General features: G+C 68.5%; 15 protein-coding genes. 1 reads left to right on the top strand and 14 read right to left on the bottom strand.

Translation table 11 applies throughout. The features are described 5' to 3' along the window. The first annotated feature begins 2 nt into the window (after positions 1–2). Positions 3–1,313: a glutamate-1-semialdehyde 2,1-aminomutase gene (locus tag ACZ7SW_RS24105; RefSeq protein WP_470232656.1), complete on the top strand. Its 1,311-nt coding sequence runs from the start codon at positions 3–5 to the stop codon at positions 1,311–1,313. A 117-nt stretch (positions 1,314–1,430) separates the two neighbouring features. Here ACZ7SW_RS24105 and ACZ7SW_RS24100 read toward each other — a convergent pair whose 3' ends face one another. The 14 genes from ACZ7SW_RS24100 to ACZ7SW_RS24035 form a co-directional block, all read right to left on the bottom strand. Further along, positions 1,431–1,790 (bottom strand): hypothetical protein, encoded by a 360-nt coding sequence (locus tag ACZ7SW_RS24100; protein WP_470232655.1) that lies wholly within the window; start codon positions 1,788–1,790, stop codon positions 1,431–1,433. After that, positions 1,791–2,429 (bottom strand): phosphatase PAP2 family protein, encoded by a 639-nt coding sequence (locus ACZ7SW_RS24095; protein WP_470232654.1) that lies wholly within the window; start codon positions 2,427–2,429, stop codon positions 1,791–1,793. It abuts the gene before it with no gap. Between the two features lie 8 nt (positions 2,430–2,437). Further along, positions 2,438–3,607, bottom strand: coding sequence for a glycosyltransferase family 4 protein (locus ACZ7SW_RS24090; protein ID WP_470232653.1), 1,170 nt, complete (start codon positions 3,605–3,607; stop codon positions 2,438–2,440). Beyond that, complete coding sequence (locus tag ACZ7SW_RS24085; protein ID WP_470232652.1) at positions 3,604–4,812, bottom strand: O-antigen ligase family protein; 1,209 nt, start codon at positions 4,810–4,812, stop codon at positions 3,604–3,606. The genes ACZ7SW_RS24090 and ACZ7SW_RS24085 overlap by 4 nt, the downstream gene beginning before the upstream one ends. A gap of 1 nt (position 4,813) precedes the next feature. Continuing rightward, on the bottom strand, positions 4,814–6,346 hold the full coding sequence (locus ACZ7SW_RS24080; RefSeq protein ID WP_470232857.1) for a right-handed parallel beta-helix repeat-containing protein: 1,533 nt from the start codon (positions 6,344–6,346) through the stop codon (positions 4,814–4,816). After that, positions 6,343–8,223 carry an alginate lyase family protein gene (locus tag ACZ7SW_RS24075; protein ID WP_470232651.1) on the bottom strand — a complete coding sequence of 627 codons (1,881 nt, stop codon included), beginning with the start codon at positions 8,221–8,223 and terminating at the stop codon, positions 6,343–6,345. Before ACZ7SW_RS24075 ends, ACZ7SW_RS24080 begins: the two co-directional genes overlap by 4 nt. After that, entirely contained in the window at positions 8,223–10,388 is a 2,166-nt protein-coding gene (locus ACZ7SW_RS24070) for a bi-domain-containing oxidoreductase (RefSeq protein WP_470232650.1), read from the bottom strand. The genes ACZ7SW_RS24075 and ACZ7SW_RS24070 overlap by 1 nt, the downstream gene beginning before the upstream one ends. Then, positions 10,385–12,289: an asparagine synthase (glutamine-hydrolyzing) gene (asnB, locus tag ACZ7SW_RS24065; RefSeq protein WP_470232649.1), complete on the bottom strand. Its 1,905-nt coding sequence runs from the start codon at positions 12,287–12,289 to the stop codon at positions 10,385–10,387. The genes ACZ7SW_RS24070 and asnB overlap by 4 nt, the downstream gene beginning before the upstream one ends. A 13-nt stretch (positions 12,290–12,302) precedes the next feature. Further along, positions 12,303–13,904: a Wzz/FepE/Etk N-terminal domain-containing protein gene (locus tag ACZ7SW_RS24060; protein ID WP_470232648.1), complete on the bottom strand. Its 1,602-nt coding sequence runs from the start codon at positions 13,902–13,904 to the stop codon at positions 12,303–12,305. Continuing rightward, entirely contained in the window at positions 13,901–15,244 is a 1,344-nt protein-coding gene (locus ACZ7SW_RS24055; RefSeq protein ID WP_470232647.1) for a YveK family protein, read from the bottom strand. The genes ACZ7SW_RS24060 and ACZ7SW_RS24055 overlap by 4 nt, the downstream gene beginning before the upstream one ends. Positions 15,245–15,351: 107 nt before the next feature. Further along, a complete protein-coding gene (locus ACZ7SW_RS24050) occupies positions 15,352–16,473 on the bottom strand; it encodes a glycosyltransferase family 4 protein (RefSeq protein ID WP_470232856.1) in 1,122 nt (373 codons plus the stop codon). A gap of 82 nt (positions 16,474–16,555) precedes the next feature. Next, positions 16,556–17,890, bottom strand: coding sequence for a nucleotide sugar dehydrogenase (locus ACZ7SW_RS24045; RefSeq protein ID WP_470232646.1), 1,335 nt, complete (start codon positions 17,888–17,890; stop codon positions 16,556–16,558). A gap of 220 nt (positions 17,891–18,110) precedes the next feature. Continuing rightward, complete coding sequence (locus ACZ7SW_RS24040; RefSeq protein WP_470232645.1) at positions 18,111–18,794, bottom strand: glycoside hydrolase family 75 protein; 684 nt, start codon at positions 18,792–18,794, stop codon at positions 18,111–18,113. A 207-nt stretch (positions 18,795–19,001) separates the two neighbouring features. Further along, positions 19,002–19,634 (bottom strand): polysaccharide deacetylase family protein, encoded by a 633-nt coding sequence (locus ACZ7SW_RS24035; protein WP_470232644.1) that lies wholly within the window; start codon positions 19,632–19,634, stop codon positions 19,002–19,004. Positions 19,635–19,707 lie beyond the last annotated feature (73 nt).

Here is a 19,707-nt window from a genome sequence, read left to right as displayed (position 1 = left end):
TCATGGACCTGCCACTCTCCCGAATCGCGAACGAACGCCTGCACCGCGCCATTCCCGGCGGTGCGCACACCTACGCCAAAGGCGAGGATCAATACCCCGAACATCTCGCCCCGGTCATCTCGCACGGCCGCGGCGCGTACGTCTGGGACGTCGATGGCAACCACTACCTCGAGTACGGCTCCGGCCTGCGCGCGGTCAGCCTCGGCCACGCGCATCCACGCGTGACCGCCGCCGTGCGCGACGTGCTGGAGCGGGGCAACAACTTCGTCCGTCCGTCCATTGTGGAGCTTGAAGCGGCGGAACAGTTCCTGGCGACGGTGCCGACCGCGGACATGGTGAAGTTCGCGAAGAACGGCTCCGACGCGACGACCGCCGCCGTCCGGCTCGCCCGCGCCGCCACCGGACGGCCGTTGGTCGCCCAATGCGCCGACCACGCGTTCTTCTCCACCGACGACTGGTTCATCGGCACCACCCCGATGTCCGCCGGCATTCCCGCCGCGACGATGGCGATGACCGTGCCCTTCCCGTACGGCGACCTCCCGGCGACCGAGCAGGTGCTGCGCCAGTTCAGCGGGCAGGTGGCGTGCCTGATTCTGGAGGCCACCAAGGGCGTCGACCCGCCGGACGGCTATCTCGCCGGACTGCTCGACCTCGCGCATCGATACGGCGCGCTGGTGATTTTCGACGAGATGATCACCGGGTTCCGGTATTCCGAGCACGGCGCGCAGGGCCTGTACGGCGTGACGCCGGATCTCTCGACGTTCGGCAAAGCGCTCGGCAACGGCTTCGCGGTCTCCGCGCTGGCCGGTCGGCGCGAGTTGATGGAACTGGGCGGCCTGCGCGATTCGCGGGACCGAGTGTTCCTGCTGTCGACGACGCACGGCGCGGAGACGCCGTCGCTGGCCGCGGCGATGGCGGTGATGGACGCCTACGAGACGGAGGACGTGACGGCTCGGCTGCACGCACTCGGGGCCCGACTGGCCGCTGGCGTGACCGAGGTGGCGACCGCGCACGGGATCGGCGAGCAGGTGCTGGTACGGGGACGGTACAGCAACCTGGTGTTCGCGACCCTCGACGCGGATGGTCAGCCGTCGCAGGAGTATCGGACGCTGTTTATGCGGTGCCTGCTGGAGAACGGGGTGCTGGCTCCGTCCTTTGTGGTCAGTGCGGCGATGACGGAGGAGGACATCGACCGAACGGTGGAGGCGGTCGCTTCGGCGTGCGTGGTGTACCGGAAGGCGCTGGAGGAGGGGGATCCGTCGCCGTGGCTGGGCGGGAGGCCGGTGAAGCCGGTGTTTCGCCGGAAGGCTTAGCGGTCCTGGACAGAGTCTGTGAGGGCCCCCCTGGGGGAATCAGAGTCCCTCAGGGTTCCCCTCACAGACCGCCGACCGTCGCCCGCGCTGCTGGCAGCAGCTGCGACGGTTAATGGGCTATCGCAATGGCGACACCTCGCCCAGTTTTGCGAGGTCGTGCGGCTCCAGCAGGATCGACCAACCCAGCATCTGTCCCGAGGTCGCGTCGACGGTGACCGTCAGCACGTTCCCTCTGGGCGCCTTGCTTCCCCGTGGAATCTTCGCGTAATATCCGACAAATTCCCCCGTCATCTGAATCAGATAAACCGGTTCGTTAGCCTTGGGCTGAGTTCCGTCAATGGGCGCGAGCGACCTGCGGTCCGTTTTAACATATTCAATTCCGGCAGGATTGTTCTCATTATTTGCGGCAGCCAGCCTCTTTGCTATCGCCAGCAGTGCGGCGGAAGCAGGAGGTTGTGCATTGCTTTCGGCAGGCATCTACCGGCCCGCGACCCGGTCCACCCAGTACCCCGTGACCGGCACAACCGCCAGCGCCACCGCGAAGCCGCCGATCGTGTCGGTCGGGTAATGCGCCCCCAGCCCGACCTCCGCCCACGCCATCAGGAAACCAGCCACCAACGCAAGCCCCATCATCCAAGCCACCGCGGCAAACCGACTCAACCGTCCAGCCAGCACATAAGCGCCAGTCAAAGCCAAAGCAGTAGCGAAAGCAGTGTGACCGCTGGGAAACGACAGATAACTCCCATGGATAGTCCGCCCGGTCAACGGCTTCAGCACCGAGGTCACCACGACCGTGAGACTGCAGCCGACCACCGCCAACACCGCCGTTCGAGGACGGTGTGCCAGCAGGCAGCCGCCGATTACCAGGAGCAGGATCAGCACCGCGCCCAGTGGTTCGCCGCAGAAGTCGATCGCCGTCGCGAAGTACCACCATGGGTCGGGGATGAGGTCCGGGCCGGGCAGGAGCGGGGCGTCGAACGCGCTCGGCACCGAGTGTCCGGCGAAGCGGACACCCAGCGCGATCAACGTCAGGAGCCCGAGCACGGCAAGGACCAGCGACGGCGTGCGCAGAACGATCGGAAGCGCCCGGGGCGAGGTCTTCAGTCGGTCGCGCACAACTTCCTTCATACCGCGGCGATCGCTTCCTCGTAGCCGTCGAGCAGCCGTTTCAGCCCGACTTCCGGGGTGAAGTCCGCGTCGTACCGTTGCCGCGCGGCCTCGCCCATCTTCCGGTTCAGCTCGGTGTCGGCAACCTCAAGGAGCGAAGAAGCGAGCGCCGCCGCGTCGCCGGGAGGGTGCAGCAAGCCGGTGACACCGTCGGTGATCAGCTCTTCGAACGCCCCGTGCGCGGGCGCGACCGTCGGCACCCCCGCGGCCATCGCCTCCACCACCACGAGCCCGAACGCCTCCAGCCACGTCGAGGGCACCACAACCGCCGTCGCTCGGGCGATCAGTTCCTGGCACGAAGCCCGGTCCTGAAGGCCGACGTACGACACGTTGTCCCGCCCAGCAGCCCACGCCGCGACGTCGTCGGACAGCGGGCCGGTCCCGGCGATCAGCAACGGAAGTTTGCCGGAGTACTGCTCCCACGCCGCTTTGAGCAGCGGAACGCCTTTCTCCTCGGTAAGCCGTCCGAGGAACAGGAGGTGCTCGCCGTCGCCGACGCGCCGCCGCCCCTCGTCCGGGACGAAGTTGTGCTTCACGGTCATCCGCGCGGCCGGCAGTCCCGCGTTCACGAGAAGCCGGCGCTGGGCGTCCGAGATGCAGAAGAACCGGGTCACACCGGTCCGCCAGCGGTGCCGGTTGACCAGCAGATTCACCGCCATTGGGACGGTCGCCGCGGCCGAATCGCGGTAGCAGCCATGCCGGACGGCGGGGACGGGCAGGCCGCCGACGCAGTCGGTGCAGATCCGGCCGTCGCGGTAGAGCGTGCCGGGTGGGCAGACGAGACCGTAGTTGTGCAGCGTCGCGACCACCGGCACGCGCGCGTCAGCGCACGCGGCCAGTACCGACGGCGACAGCAGCGGAAACGTGTTGTGGACGTGCACGACGTCCGGCCGCTCCCGGCGCAGCCGCTCCCGTAACTCCGTCCGCGACGAACGGTTCCACGGCACCTGCAGCGGCACCAGCGCCTTGCGCGCCAACGGCATCGAGGCGATGTCGTCGCTGTGCCGCTCGAACGTCTGGACGTCGATCCCGGCCGAGGTCAGCAGCGCGACCTCGGCGTCGACCACGTTGTTCTCGCCGCTCGGCTGTTCCGACCGATAGCGGTTGTGCACCACCAGAACCTTCACGCCAGCTTCTCCCTCGCTGGAGCCTCGCCCACGGCCAGCAACGACGCGGCCACCGCCAGATGCAGCAGGTACGGCGACGCGTCGCCGAGCCCGGCTTCGGTATAGGACGCGGAAATGACGTAAGCGATCAGGAAAATCGCGCTCGCCCGAGCCACCGACGGCGGCCGCAGCACCGCGATCGCGACCAGCACGAGCAGCATCGCGGCGACGATCCCGATCCCGACGAAGCCCTGCTCGTGATAGATCGCGAGCCAGCTGTTGTCGATCGGCAGGCCGTCGTAGGACTTGTCGGTGAGACCGACGCCGAAGATGTACTCGAATCCGGTCCGCGGCGCGGACAGCAGCGCGTCCCACACCTTCGCGCGGCCGGTCAGGCTGGAGAAATCGTCGGTGCTCTGTCCGCGCAGGAACCACGTCTGCAGCAGGCCGCCCAGCACCACCGCGGCGAACCCGGCCACGAGCACGATCCCGGCGAACACCTTCCGCGCCCGCGCGCTGACCAGCCCCAGCGACAGCAGCGCGACGATCAGCCCGGCGACGAGCCCGAGCGTCGCGGTGCGGGTGTGCGTGAGCAGCAACAACCCGAGCGACGGCACGACGACGATCAACGCGCTCTTGGCGTCCGTCCGTTTGCCGAGCCACATCAGCACCGCGAGCCCGGCGATCACCGCCGCGTACTGGCCGACCTGCGGCGGCGTCAGCGGCCACACCGCGCCGGAAAGCCGGCCGCCGTAGATGTCCGGCATCGCCTTGCCCGGCGAGATCGCCAGGCCGAGCACGACCGACACCAGCACCGCGCCGAACATCCGGATGTGTGCCCGCACGAAGGTGAACGACCCGTCCCACCAGCCGCTGAGCAACCAGAGCGTCGCGACGAACACCGTGAACCGGAAACACCGGAACAGCGAGCCGTAGCCGGATTCCAGGTGCACGCTGGCCACGATGCTCGTGAGCAGCAGGAAGGTCAGGAGCAGCAGGTACGCACTCGGCTTGATCCGGATCCGCAGGTTCAGCACCAAAGCGAGCAGGAACGCGGTCATCAACGCGCCCATGGTGACCAGCTGGATCACCGTGCGCGGCAACGGGATCACCGTCTGCGCGCCGGTCGAGCCGAGCGTGTTGAGGATGAGCAACGCCCAGGCCGCGCCGACCGCTTTCGGCACCGACTTCGTTTCGGCGGGCAGCGCGGCGGTCAGTTCGGCCATGTCAGCTGCCTCCCTTGGGCTGGTAGCTCGAATTCGCGTCCTGGTGATACGGCGCGCTCTGCCATTCGCCGATGCCGACGATGTTGCTCATTTCCTTGGCGACGAACGTCCACGGTCCGGCGTAAGCGTTGTCGTGCCAGGAATTGTCCTGCTGGAACGTGATCGCCTGCTGGATCACCGCGCCCTGGTACGGCGACCAATTCGGGTAACTGCCGAAATTCGACAGCACGCCCATCCGGCCGCACACCTCCTCGCAGCCGAGCGCCTTCGAGTTGAGCGTGAACTGGTTGTGCTGCACCACGACCCTTTGCGTCTTCCACCGGCAGTCGCTGTACAGCGGTTTCTGCGAGATCGCCGGCGCGGAACAGGTCGACACGTTCGGTACGAGCTTCGTGCACGAGCCGCTGGAGGTGTTGGCCGGGCTGTTGCAGAACCGGTCGGCGTTCTCCCACAGGATGACGCCGTTCCAGTTGTCCTGCAGCAGGTTTCCAGAAATTTCGAGATTGCTCGTGCGGGCCTTCAACCGCGGTTCGCCGCCGGATTCGGAAAGGTAGATCGTCGCGGACGGGAACGGGTCGCCGCGGTCGGCGTGCGCACGGCCGTCGAGCAGGTTGTTTCGGCGGAACGTGTTGTTGCGGATCACCGCGTTGTAGCTGGTCTCGTAAATGATCGCGGCGCTGTCGTTGTTCTCGATCAGATTGCCCTCGATCAGGAAATCGTTGTTGTTCGTGTCGGCCCACAGCCCGGTGCCGCGGTTGTCGTGCACCCAGTTTCCGACGACGTCCGCGCCGTCCACCGCCCAGAACTTCATACCGCCGGTGCAGCCGCACTCCGGGACCTTGGACTCCCAGTTTCCGGTGTTGTTGCCGGTGATCTCAGTGCCGCGCAGCACGAGCCCGGTCACTACGGCGTTGCCGGAGTAGGCGTTCATCCCGTATTGGCCGTTGCGCCGCAGGCAGCTGTCGAGGATCTGCTGCTTCGGTCCGGCCATCAGCCCGGCCCCGTCGTTGTCCTGCACGGTCAGGTGCTGGATGACCCAGCCGGGAGCCGAATCGTGGTTGACCACGCCCTCGTCGCGCGGCGCGGTGAAGCCCTGCACGGTGAACGATTCGAGCCGGACGTCCTTGCCCGGACCGGCGAAGGCGTAGCGGTTGTGCTTGCGCCCGTCGAACACCGCGCCGGGCGCGCCGAGGTAGACGTCGCCGTCCTTGGGCTGGACCTGGGCGTATTCGTCGTCGCTGAGCCGGTGCGTGCCGGGCGCGAGCCAGAACGTGGTGCCCGCCGGGGAGTTCTTCGTCTTGGTCGAGAGGTCGTCCACCACGGCCGGATCCACCCGGACGGCCCCGGCGGGCGCGGTCGCCGGACCCGACGGGACGTGGTCGCAGACGGCGGCGACCGGTCCCTGCGGCGAAGTCGATCCGGCGGCCGGAGCGGGCGCGGCTCCGGACGAACTGCACGAAGCCAGCGCGAGCGGGAGCAGCGCTCCCAGCAGCGGCACCAAAATCCTTCGCACGGTGGATCCTCTCGACATCAGGGCAGGCGGAGCGCGGTGGTCAGCGGCCCGGTGACTTGACCGGAGCCGACGAGCGTGGTGGCGGGCGCACGACGCCCGAAGCCGGGCGAGTACCAGCCCAGCGGCGGATTCGTCTCGCCTCGGTGTGCGGTCCAGGCCAGGTGCCGCGGCAGCTCCAGCGTCCCGGTACGGCCGGACCAGGTGAGCTGCGCGGTGTTTCCCTCCAGTTCGACGGCCACCAGCGGGCCGAGGTGGAAGGCGAGTTGGGCGGGACCGCCGCCGGTCACCTCGTCGACCACGGTCAGCGTCCGGCCGGACAGCTCGACGGTGCGGCGATGCAGCGCCGGGGCGTAACCGTCGTGTTCGGCCTGCCATTGGGTTTGCGTCGCGGCAAGGGTGCGCGAGTTAGCGTGCCGCGTCCACAGGAACGGGCCGCCGGAGGTCGATTGGTCGACTCCGCCGAGCTGCAGCGTGTTGTGGCCGAGCGTGGAGCGGAAGTACGCGCGCCACTCGGGTTCGCCGTGGTAGCAGTAAGTTCCCGGATCGGCGAGAATGTCGACACCGTCGTGCCGGACCTCGATGGACAACGCGTCGGCGTGCGCATGCGCGGCGATGGCGAGAAAACCGTGCGGACCGCTGTCGCATCGGCACCAGATCTCCGGGCCGTTGTCGCTGCGCAGGATAGTCATGCCCGCGTCAGAGAAAACCGGGCGCTCGCGGGCGTTGTCGAGTTGCGGCACCCGGGAACGCAGCGCTGCGAACAACGCTGTGCGTACATCGTCGGCGGGCAGCTTCGGCCACCACTCCGCGCGACCGAACAGTACGTCGCCGGTGGCCAGCAGCGAATGCCAGCGGTCCGTGTCCGGCCCGTCCACGATCAGGCCGAAGCCGTCGTCGGCGTCGCCTTGGCGCGGCGGCCGTCCGGCACAGTCCACAATGGCCGCCAGGGCGTCGCACATCGCGCGCAGTTCCAGCCAGGTCGAGCGCGGCAGTCGTGGTCCGGCCTCCAGCGCGGCGGCGAGGCCCAGCTCCAGCACGAGACCGTGGTACTCCGTGGCCAGCTCGCGGTTCAGCCCGGAGGTAAAGGTGTTGGCCCGCAAGTGAAATTCCAAGGAGCGGGCCGCAGCACTTCCCCAATGAGCCGACTCCGGGAACCAGTCGAACGCGCACGACGCCGCCAGCTGTCCGGACGCCTCCGCCAGCACGTGGTTGTTGGCCGACGTGCCCCGGCTCGGGAACGCCGCCAGCCACCGCTGGTGGTGCCAGATCTGCCGCAGCGCCTCGGGATTGTCCTCGAACAACCCCGGCGCGCCGGACCAGCCGTCCAGCAACCGGCGCACCCACACCCACGACAGCAGCCGGATCCCCAGCTCGATCCCGCTCAGCCAGTGCACGCCGCGCATCGGCGGATTGGCCGCCCACCACGACTTCAGGTGGTCGGCCACGCGGTGCGCGTAACGGTCGTCGCCGGTCACCCGGTACGCCGCGGCCAGCACAGTCAGGTGCTGGTGTCGCGAGGGTTCCCAGATCTGCTTGATGTCGCCGATCGCGTTCTCGTCCCGGTACGGGATCTCGAAGGAGTACCGGTCCCCCGGCGCGCGACGGCCGGTCTTCGGATCGAACGCCCAGTCCGGCGCGACCAAATCGTCCCGCGCGACGCCGAAGTACTCGGCGTGCCCGCCCATCAGCCGATCCGCCGCCGCGATCAGCCGGTCCCGGCCGGTCACGGGCACCTCCGGTTCGGCGGGCCAGGCCGGGAACGTCCGGGTCGCCGCCCAGGTCGGCTGCCGCTGGGATTCGCCGCGCCACCGCTGTTTGCGCACGACGTCGCCGACGCGGCCGACGATCTCCGCCGGCCCCATCGCGGACAGCCGGCGCAGGTACCAGGACGGATCCATCACTGCTCCAACCGCACCGGCGCGCCGGTTTCGAGGCTGCGGTGCACGGCCAGCGTCGCCAGGGTCGTGGAGACGAGCGAGTCGAGGCTGATCGGCATCGCGACGCCGGTCTGCAACGCGGTGATGAACGCGTCCAGTTCGGCCTGCTGGCCCTTGTCGCGGGCCTTCGGCAGCCGCGAACTGGTCCAGCGCTTGCGACCGAACACCGAGGCGCGGACGAAATCGTCGAATTTCAGCACCTTGCCGTCGGCGAGCACTTCCAGCGTTTCCTTGGGAAACGCGGTGCTGCCGCTGGTGATGTAGCTGATCGACGCCGTCGAGCCGTCGGCGTAGCGCAGCAGCACCTGCAGGTCGCGGTTGCCGGGGGTTCCGGTGGCGTAGACCGAAACCGGGTCGCTGCCGAGGAACCAGCTGACCGTGTCGATAAAGTGCCCGCCCTCGCCGACGAACCGGCTGCCCTCGGAATCGGCCTGGTTGTACCAGCTGTTCGCGTCCAGCCGGCCCGCGTTGACCAGATACCGCACCGAAGCCGGGCCGACCCGCGGTCCGAACTGGTTCTTCGCCTCGACCAGCAGCGGCGCGAACCGGCGGTTGAACCCGACCTGCAGCCGGTTGTTGCCCGATTCCGCCACCGCGTCCACGACGCCGCGCAACTCCTTCTCCGACAACGCGAGCGGCTTCTCCACGAAGACCGCCTTGCCCGCCAGCAGCGCCCGCCGCGTCAGCTCGGCGTGCGAGCTGTGCCGGGTCACCACGAAGACCGTGCTGACCTGGTCGTCCTCCAGCAACGCGTCCACGTCGGTACTGGCGGAGACGAAACCGAACTTGCGCTTCGCGTTGGCTCCGGAGAGCGCGGACGTGGTGACGACGTCGGTGAGCAGCACGCGTTCGTCCCCGGCCAGGTGCGGCAGGATCATCGACGACGCGTAGTTGCCCGCGCCGATGAACCCGATCCGCAGCCACTGCAACGGGTCCGCCCGTTTGTCGGCGATCGGCACCGCCGGAACCGCGGACACCACGCCTTCGTCCTCGGCGGGCGGCGCGTCGGGGTAGCGGAACAGCACCGCGACCGCTTTCAGCTCGCCCTCGTTGAGCGCCCGGTAGGTCTCGACGGCAGCATCGAAGTCCGCGGTGTGGCTGATCAGCGGCGAAACGTCGAGCTTGCCCCGCGCGGCCAGGTCGAGGAAGCATTCGAGATTGCGCCGTTCCGTCCAGCGCACGTAGCCGATCGGGTAGTCGCGGCCTTCCAGCTCGTACGCCGGGTCGTAGCGGCCGGGTCCGTAAGAGCGGGAGAACCGGACGTCGAGTTCCTTTTCGTAGTAAGCGTTCCACGGCAGGTTCAGCGAGATCTTGCCGATGTCCACCACCCGGCCGCGGTCGCGCGCGAGCCGCGCGGCCAGCTCCACCGGATCGTTCGACGCCCCGCCCGCGGCGAGGTACACCTGGTCGACGCCATGCCCGCCGGACAACTCGGCGACCGCCTGGTCGATCTCGCCGGACGCCGGATGCCCGCAGGCGAGCGCGCCCAGTTCCCGCGCGATCTCGCAGCGCTGCGCGTCCGGGTCCACGCCGACGACGCGAGCGCCGGCCGCCACCAGCAACTGCACGACCAGCTGCCCGATCAGGCCGAGCCCGATCACCAGCGTGAGATCGCCGAGCTGCGGTTCGCCGCGCCGGACGCCCTGCATCGCGATCGCGCCGACCGTCGCGAACGCGGCCTGCCGCGGCGAAAGCCCAGTCGGCACCTTCGCGTACAGATTCTTCGGCACCCAGTTCAGCTCACTGTGCAGCGCGTGCTCGTTCCCGGCGCATGCCACGACGTCGCCGACCACGACGTCATCGATGCCCTCGCCGACCTGCTCGACCACGCCGCACAGCGAATAGCCCAGCGGCGTATAGGAATCGAGTTTCCCGGACACCTTCCGGTACGTCGCGGCGAGCCCGTTCGTCGCGACGCTCTGCATCACCTTCGCGACCTGGTCCGGCCGCGACCGGGCCTTGCCCAGCAGCGACATCCCCGCCTCGGACACCTTCATCATCTCGGTGCCGGTCGAGATCAGCGAGTACTGGCTGCGGACCAGCACGCCGCCCGGTTTGCACGCCGGCACCGGGACGTCGAGCAGGGCCAGTTCGCCGCTCTTGTAGTTCTGCACTACCTGTTTCACTGGACTCCTAGCCGCTCTCCGCGGAGGGCCCCGCGGTACCAGTACTCAAGGGTCAGCACGTGCCAAAGATGTTTCGCGCGGTCCTCGCGCCCGGCGGCGTCCTCGGCCACCAGCTTGCGCAGGGCGTCGCGCTGCAGGAAACCGGACTCGACCAGGACGCCCTCCTCGATGACCTCCCGCACCAGCGGCGCGAGGTCCCGGCTCATCCACGCCCGCAGCGGCGCGCTGAACAGGCCCTTCGGCCGGTACACGATTTCGTCGGGCAGGATCGCCGTTGCCGCCTTCTTCAACGCCACCTTGCCTTGGCGGCCGGCGATCTTCTCCCGTCCGGGCACCCGGAACGCCGCCCGGACCACCTCGATGTCCACAAAGGGCGTTCGCACCTCGGTGGAAGCGGCCATAGTGGACCGGTCGGTGTAGGCGAGGTTCAAGCCGGGCAAGAACATTCGCGCGTCGGCGAGGCACATCCGGTTGACCTGATCGGTCAGCTTCGAGTCGTAGTAGACGTCGGCGTGCTCGGTGAGCACATCGTCCACTTCGGACTGGAGATCCGGCGAGACCAGGCTGAGCAGCTCCGCCCGGTCGTACATGGTGTAGCTGCGCCGGAACGCCGTCTCCTCCGGAAGGTCCGCGAAGGACAGGAACCGCTTCGCGAACCGCACCGAACGGTAACCGCGCGTGGACGACGCGACCGGCAGCCGGTCGACCGCCGCCCCGATCGCCCGGCGGGCCACGCCCGGCACCCGCCGGTACCGCAACGCCAGCAGGTTCGCCAAATGCTTGCGGTACCCGGCGAACAGCTCGTCCGCGCCCATTCCGGACAGCAGCACCTTCACGCCGGCCTCGCGCGCCGCCGAGCAGATCAGGTACGAGTTGATCGCCGCCGGGTCGCCGATCGGTTCGTCCAGGTGGTGCGTCATCCGCGGCAGGAGGTCCTGGACGTCCGGCGCGATCTCGATCTCGTGCAGGTCCACCCCGAACTGGCGGGCGACGATCCGGGCGTAACGCAGGTCGTCCGGCATTGCCTCGAATTTCGCGTCCTCGGGACGGAAACCGATCGTGTAAGCCGAAATCCCCGGCTGCTCGCGCGCGGCCAGCGCGGTGAGGTAGCTGGAATCGAGGCCGCCGGAAAGAAAGGTCGCCACCGGAACATCGGACAGCAGGTGCTTGCGGGTGGACTCCTCGACGACCGCGTGCAAGTCGACCTCGCCGCGATACGCCGCGCCTTCCTCAGCGACCTGGCGAAGCGACCAGTAAGTCCCGGTGTCCGTGCTGCCGTCCGGCCGGAATCGAAGCCAGGTGCCCGGCGGCAGTTTCTCCGCCTCGCGGTAGGCGCACCGGCTGTCCGGCACCCAGTAGTACAGCAGCGAAGCGATCATCGCGGCCTGGTCCACGTTCAAGGTGCCACCGAGTTCGCGAGCCAATGCTTTCAGCTCCGACGCGAACACGACTCCGCCTCCGCGGCGCACGAAGAACAGCGGCTTGATCCCCAACTGGTCCCGCACGAGCACCAGCTCACCAGTGCGTTCGTCGTACACCGCGAAGGCGAACATCCCGCGCAGCCGCGGCAGGCAGTCCGTGCCCCATTCCCGCCAGGCCCGCAGCAGCACCTCGGTGTCGGAGGTGCCGCGGAACCGGACCCCTGCGGCTTCGAGTTCGGCCCGCAGCTCCGGCGCGTTGTACAGCTCGCCGTTGTAGGTCAGGGCAAGGCCCTCGGCCGTCATCGGCTGCGCGCCGGTTTCCGAAAGGTCCACGATGGACAGCCGACGGTGTCCTAAGTGGACGTCCCGGTGGTCGTAGCGGCCGTCGCCGTCCGGACCTCGGTGCGCGAGGCACTGGGTGAGCCGGTCGGTGAGCGGGCCGCCGTCCGGCCAGCTGTACGCGCCCGCGATGCCGCACATGCGCTTCGTCCCCCTAGCTTTCCTGTACGGGTTTGAGCCGTCTCGTCGGTGCGTCCGGATCCACGTCCATCCGCTCGTGCGGCGACGGCGGACGGGTCCGGTCGAGCGGACGGCGCCTGCGTTCGGGCTTCACCGGCCACTCGATCGGCTTGGTTTCGTCGCGCAGTTCCAGCTCGACGACATCGGCCTGTTTCTTCGCGACCACGGCCGCCCGTCCGCGCAACGCCGTGTGCAGCCCGTCCCAGAGCGTGCCGTCGGTGCGGTCCTTCGGATCCGGATCGACCAGCACCACGCCGAGGATCGGCACGCCGCAATCGGCGAGCTGCCGCGCGACGGTGTGCAGCCACTGCGTATTCGCGAACCCAGCCCGCACCACCAGCACGGCTTCCGCGCCGAGCGCCGACAGGTCGGTCCACGCCGTGCCCGGGGAGGCCGTGCCGACCCCGACCCGGCGCACCGCTCGCGCCACCTCGGGGTCGCCCGCCTCGACGACCTGGACGTTCCCTTCCACCGGCAGCCGGGACACTTCCTTGCCCGGCAGGTCGTCCACGAGCACCACCGGCCCGTCCTCGGCCAGCGAACGGCCGAGTTCCACTGCCAATTCCGCCGCGGTCGAAGCCGCGCCGACCTCCAGCAGCGACAGCGAAGCCCGGTCCTCCCGCGCGGCCCGCGCGAGCGTGAGCGCGACCCGGCTGGACTCGGTGACCGCCTTCGACCGCCGCCACAACTTCGCCGGGCCGATCGGCTTCAGGCCGACCTGCGCGATCACCGAAGCCCCGAGGTGCTGCGAAATTTCGCGGCGCAACACCGGCCGGTCCCGGACCAACGCGGACACCGCGGCGAAAGCGAGCCCGAGCGCGAGGCCCAAGGCCAGCCCGACGCCGCCGTCCGTGCCGTAGGTCTTCAGCTTCGACACCGGCTGGACCGCGGGCGCGTCCACGATCTGCGTCCCGGCGATGACCTCCGGCGACCCGATCCCGGCCTGCTGCGCCTGGTTCTGCAAGTCGGCGACCTTCGACACCAGATTCGCGCGCTGCGTGTACAGCTGCTCCAGCGCGCCTGCGTTGGAATTGCGGCCCTTCGCGACCTCGGTCGCGGCCTGGTTGTCGACGTCCGCCAGCTGCGCCTGCGCCTGATCCCGTTGCTGCAGCAACGCTTTCGAGCGGCCGTTCGCGGCGGCTTGGGTGCGCGTCGTGTGGTCGGCGATGAACGCGTCCGCGAGCGCCTTCGCCTTCGCGACCGCGTCGTCCTTGCTCTTGCCTTTGACCGTCACCTGCATGACGTTGTTGGTGAGGCCAAGCCCGGCGTAGTCCTTCAGGAAATCCGACGGCGATTCGGTGTTGTTGATCCGTTTCAGCGCGGCCGCCGCCATGTTCGTCGTCGAAAGCACGGCGACGTCGGTGCGCATCAGCGTGCCGCTGTCGGTCGGCGAGTCGTCCGGGTGGATCACCATGATCTTCGTGACCGCGGTGGGCGGCGCGGGCAGCAGGATCGCCACCGCGCAGCCGAGGACCAGCCCGGCCAGCGCGGTCGTCAGCCAGAACCGCCGCTTGCGCCGCAGCGCGACCACCAGCCGTTGAAGATCGACCAGCGGCTGGACCTGTCCCGCGCTCATCGCGCACCCGCCAGCTCGTCGGCGCGCTGCTTGGCGACCGGCTTTTGTTTCGCCCCGCCGGCGACGTGCACTTCCCGCGCCAGCACGGCACCGAGAATTTCGTGCCCGGAGTCCGCGCAAGCTTCCGCGATCGAAACCAGTTCCCACGCGTTGCGCGTGCCGAGCGAGACCACCACGAGCACCCCTGCCGTTCCGTCCGGCACGATCGGCTGCGCCCCGGGTACCACCTCGATTTCGGTCACCGTCGCCTCGACGCGGATGCGCTCGCCACGAGCCGTGCCAGCGAACTGCTCCGCGACGTTCCGCGCCGAGGCGTCCCCGCGCGGAACAAGGATGAGCAGCCGCAACACCCCGTCGCGATCCGCGCCCAGCCGCGCGAGCACGCGGCGGTACCGCACCACCCGTGCCGCGTCGTCGGACGGCGACGCCACCTCGGGCAGATTCCACGGCCGCTCGTTCCCGACGGCCTTCCGCCACCATTTCGCCGGTGCGTCCGAAGCCGCCGGGGTGTCGATGCTCGCCAGCACCGGAGCACCCAGCGCGGCACCGATTTCGCTTTCGCCGCGCGGCCTCCGGTCGGTCCTCGCACCGAACAGATAAGCCAGGATCCCGACCACGAAGAACAGCACCGCGCCGCCGACGGTCAACTGCGGGAACGTCGGCGCGGACGGCGAAGACGGCCGTTCGGACGGGCCGAGCACGACCATGTTGCCCGCGCCGGTCGCCGCGTCAGCCGCGTTGAGGTTGTTGACCGCCTGCTCCAGCGCGGTCCGCAACCCCTGCAGCGTCGTGCGCGCCTGCACGCCCTCGACGGTGTCGCCGTTCGCCACGGATTTCGACAGGTCGAGGATCCGCTGGTTGGTCTGCACGATCTGCTGCCGCAGCGATTCCTTCTGCTGTTGCGCGAGTTGCGCGGCCTGGTCCGCGGAATTTCCGAGCAATTGCGTCGAATACTTCACGAACTCGCCCGCGACCTGGTCGGCCAGCTGCTGCGAGCGCTCCGGAGTGGAGCCTTTCGCGGTAATCGTCACGACATTGCCCTGCGCGACGGACGCGGCGACCGATTTCTGCAGATCCGTCCCGCGAATCCCGAGCCCCAGCGCCGCCGACGCCCGGTCGAGCACCACCGAACTCGTCGCCACCTGCGCCTCGGTCAGCAGTTCGTCCGGCTGCCTAGGTCCCTGCAGCAACACGCTGGCCTGCGCCTCGTATCCCGGCGACAGCACCACGGAAGCCCCGGCCCCGACACCGGCGCCAACTACCGCGAGCAGCAACAGCGCTCGCCACCGTCGGCGCACCACCTTCCCCACGACAGAGAGGCGTACTGTTTCGTCACTCAAAACGAGGTCTCCCCTCACGGGCCGACGCACGGGTCATTGACCCCGTCGCGGCACCGCACCGGTTGGTTACACCATCCGGCCGAACCTTGTTCGAAACGCGACCCAGCTCAACCCAGCGCACGTTCGTACGCCTTGATCAACGCCGCCTGCGAATTGCCCCAGGCGAGCGGTCCGCGCACGCGTTGCTTGCCGAGCTGTCCCATGCGTTCCCGCTGCTCCGGGTCGCCCAGGAGCACGGCGACGAGCTTCGCGAACTCCGCGATGTCGTTGGCCGGGGCGTAAAGCGCGGCCTCGCCCGCCGACACCCGCGCCTCGCGCAGTTCGAACGACACCATCGGTTTGCCCATGGCCATGTACTCCATGACCTTGTTCATCGTCGACACGTCGTTGAGCGGATTGAGCGGGTCCGGCGAAAGGCACACGTCGGCCGCGGACAAATACCGCAGCAGATCCTCGTCGGACACCCGGCCGGTGAATTCCACCTGCCCGGACAAGCCGAGCTCATGCGACAACGCGACCATCTCGTCGAACGTGTCGCCCGCGCCGACGAACACCGCGTGCCAGTCGTCGCGACCCACCTCGTCGCGCAGCGAGGCGAGCGCGCGCAGGGCGTAGTCCACGCCGTCCTGCGGTCCCATCACACCGAGGTAGCACAGCAGATTCGGCTTGCCGCGCTTGAGTTCCGGCTCCACCGGCACCTCGTGGAAACGTTCCACGACCGGCGCGCTGCGGACCACGAACACGTCCTCGGGCCGCTTGCCGCCGCGGATCCGCGCGACCTGGCGGTAGCTCTCGTTGGTGGACAGCACGACGTCCGCCGCGCGATAGGTGGAGCGTTCCAACGCACAAACGCCGCGGTAAAGGAAATCCTGCCCGCGATCGAAGCGCGACAAATACAGTTCCGGCACCAGGTCGTGCTGATCGAAAATGAACTTCGCGCCACGTCTTCGCAACATCCGCGCGACGAGGAACAGCAGATCCGGCGGGTTGCAGGCGTGCACGACGTCGACCCGGCCGATCTTGCGCGCGAGCCGGAACGTGTGCCACAGCGCGGATCCGTACTCGCGCGCGTACCCGGCGGGCCCGCCGGTCGCCGCCTGAAGCGGATACCGGTGGACGTGCACCCCGTCGAGCACGACTTCGGCCTCGGTGTCCCGTTTCGTGCCCTGCGGGCAGATCACGTGCACCGTCATCCCGGCATCGCGCAGCGTCTGGCATTCCTGCCACACCCGCCGGTCGAACGGCACCGACAGATTCTCGACGAGAATCAGCGCGATCCGGTTCCGCAGGATTTCGTTTTCGGAAAAGCCTTCACCAGGCAAGGCCGACGTACCCCTCTTCCGCCCGGCGCGCGGCGGCGTCCGGGACGCGGACCAGATCGACCAGCACCGGCCCGCTGCCGTGCGGCAAAGCGGCCAGCACCTCCGGGTCCGAGGTGCCGATCAAGCACACCTCGGCGTGGTCGAGCACCTCCTGCACCGACCCGGCCAGCAGCTGCCCGATGTGCGGCAGCCGGCTTTCGATGTACTCGCGGTTGGCCCCCATCAGCCGCGACAGGCTGACGTTGGCGTCGTGGATCTTGAGGTCGTATCCCTTGCCGAGCAACCGTTCCGCGAGTTCCACCAGCGGACTCTCGCGCAGGTCGTCGGTACCCGGTTTGAAGGAGAGCCCGAACAGCCCGATCTTGCGTTTCCCGGTCCGCGCGACCAGTTCGAACGCCCGCTGCAGATGTTCGGTGTTCGACGGCAGCACGTGCGCGAGCAACGGCACCGAGACGTCCGCCTGCCGCGCGGCGTAGACCAGCCCGCGCAGGTCCTTCGGCAGGCACGAGCCGCCGAAGGCGAACCCGGGCCGCAGGTACGCCGGGCTGATGTTGAGCTTGCGGTCGGCCAGGAACACGTCCATCACCTGATGCGAATCGAGCCCGAGCGCACGGCAGATCGCGCCGAGTTCGTTCGCGAAACCGATCTTCACGCCGTGGAAAGCGTTGTCCGCGTACTTCGTCATCTCCGCGACCGGGATCGGCACGCGGAAGACGTCGCCGGGCAGCCCCTCGTAGAGTTTCGCCACGACGTCGCCGCTGGCGGGATCAAACTCACCGACCACCGTTTTCGGCGGCTGGAAGAAGTCGCGGACGCTGGTGCCCTCGCGAAGGAATTCCGGGTTCACCGCGACGCCGAAGTCGACGCCCGCGGTACCGCCGCTGTGCTTTTCCAAGATCGGCACGAGCAGCCCGAGACAGGTGCCCGGCAGCATCGTGCTCCGGAACACGACCGTGTGCCGAACCTCGTTGTTCCCCAAAGCTTTTCGTTCTTTTAACGCGTCGCCGATCTCCTCGGCGACCCGCTGCAGATACTCGGTGGAAAGACTCCCGTTCGGCGCGGACGGTGTACCGACGCACACCAGGGAAACGTCCGTCGCGAGGATCGCCTCGGCCACCTCGGAAGTCGCCCGCAACGCCCCGGAGGCGACCACTTCCGCGGTCAGCTCCCCGATCCGTTCCTCGACCACCGGCGCCTTGCCGGCCGTCACCAGGTCCACCTTCGCCGGATTGACGTCTACTCCGACGACCTCGTGTCCTTGTCCCGCCAGGCAAGCCGCGGACACGCACCCGACGTACCCCAGCCCGAAGACACTGATCTTCACCACGGAACCTCCGCCCGACCGTTCGCTGCTCATTGGTCGGAGCGCGGACGGGCTTCGTTACCGGTTCCGCATAACAAGGCGGGAACCCCTGTCCCCGCAGGGATTCCCGCCTCGCGCCGCCCACCGGACCGCCGGTTACCCCATCCGGCCGTACCGGCAGGGGAATTTGCCCACGGTTGTCCGGAAAGGGCAGTGAATGCCTTCCGAAGCTTCGAAAAATTCAGTTTCCGCCGACAAACGCGGAGGCCAGCTTTTCACCCGTGCTCGTGGCCGCGGCGTGATCCTCGATCGGGTTCACCGCCGAGTTCTTGAAGCACACGTAGGTCACGCCGGAGTCGACGCCGCCGTTCTTCGGGTCCGGATTGATGCCGAGGCCCTTGGCCGTCGCGTAGGACGCCTCGCCGATGATCTTGTTCGGCCCGGTGTCGCCGATGACCGCGTACTCGACCTTGCCGTTGTAGATCACCGCGCAGGAACCGCCGCCGCGGAGGCCGGATTTTTCGTAGTTCCAGATGCTGCTCGAAGACGGGACCACGATATACGGGAGTTTGGCGGCGTTGAGCGGTTTGCCGTCGGATTGCGGGAAGGCGGTGTCGGGCAGGAAGCAGCAGTCGGTGTTCTCGTTGCACTCGGTGGTGCGCTGGCCGTCGCAGTCGATGTCCATGTCGGCTTTCCAGAAGACCGCCTTGCCCGCGTCGCACACCGGGACGGTCGCGCTGCCGGAATCTTCGTCGGTTTTGTATTTGCCGTTGGAGATCTGCTTGCAGGAGGCGACCTTGGCGAGGATCTGGTCGGCGGTCGGGCCCGCTTGCACCGCTTCCGAGGTGGTCGCCGCGGAGGCGAGCGCGGTGGGCAGGACGGCGGCGGCGATCGCCAGAATCGCGAGCAGGACGAGTTTCCGCATCGACGCTCCCTGTTTATTAGGAAACTTTCCTTACGGCGGCGCGCGCCCAGGATGCCGCCGAACGGATGCGTTCACAACCCGCCAAAAGAGGGTGTTTTTTCCCGCCGAACCGAGCAGTCCGCGAAGGGCCCCCGAGAGAAGTCCGTGAAGGATCCCTTGAGGGAATCCAAGTCCGTGAAGAGCCCCTTCACGGACGTCTGCCGCGAGTTACCGCCCGGGGCGAGACGCCCAGCGTGCCGGGAATCGACGCGGTCGGCGGCTCACTGCCTCAACCCAGCGAGGGCTCAGGTCCGACCGGATCTCCGTCCGGGACCGCACCAGCGCCGCCCCGCGCACCCCGCCGACGTTCGCGTACACCCGGGTCGCCCCGGCCTCGCGCAGATGGGTCAGCACCCGCCGGTCGAACCGGCCCTCGGGCAGCGAAAACCGCCGCACCGGGGTTCCGCTCAGCTGCTCCAGCAACCGCGGCGCCTCGTCCAGCTCCCGGCGCACCGCGAACGAACCGTCCAGCCGCCGCCAGTCCAGCCGGTCCCAGCCATGCGATCCGACGTGCATCCCCGCGTCCACCAACCGCCGGAGCCCGTCGCGGTCGATGTATCCGCGCTCGCCGACCCGGCCGGCCAACGGGAAGAACTCGGCGTAAAGCCCGCGCTCGACCAACCGGGGCAGTGCGATCTCGACGTCCGACGAGTTCCCGTCGTCGAAGGTGAGCTGTGCATCGGTCCCCGAGACGACGTCCAGGAGCGCGTCGAACTGCTCCACGGTGATCCACCGCTCGTCCTCTCCCGGATCGAGCGCTCGCTGGGGTTTGCCAATGCCGTGCACCGCAAAGGTGATCATTGCGCCTCCCGTCTGACGTACCGTACCCGATTAATCGGATTCGCAAACGGAGTAGTTACCGGTGCTGATCCCA

It is taken from the genome of Amycolatopsis sp. NPDC114484, from assembly GCF_055633755.1.
The sequence above is the reverse complement of the archived record's forward strand: the minus strand, read 5'-3'. Positions and strand labels throughout refer to the sequence as shown.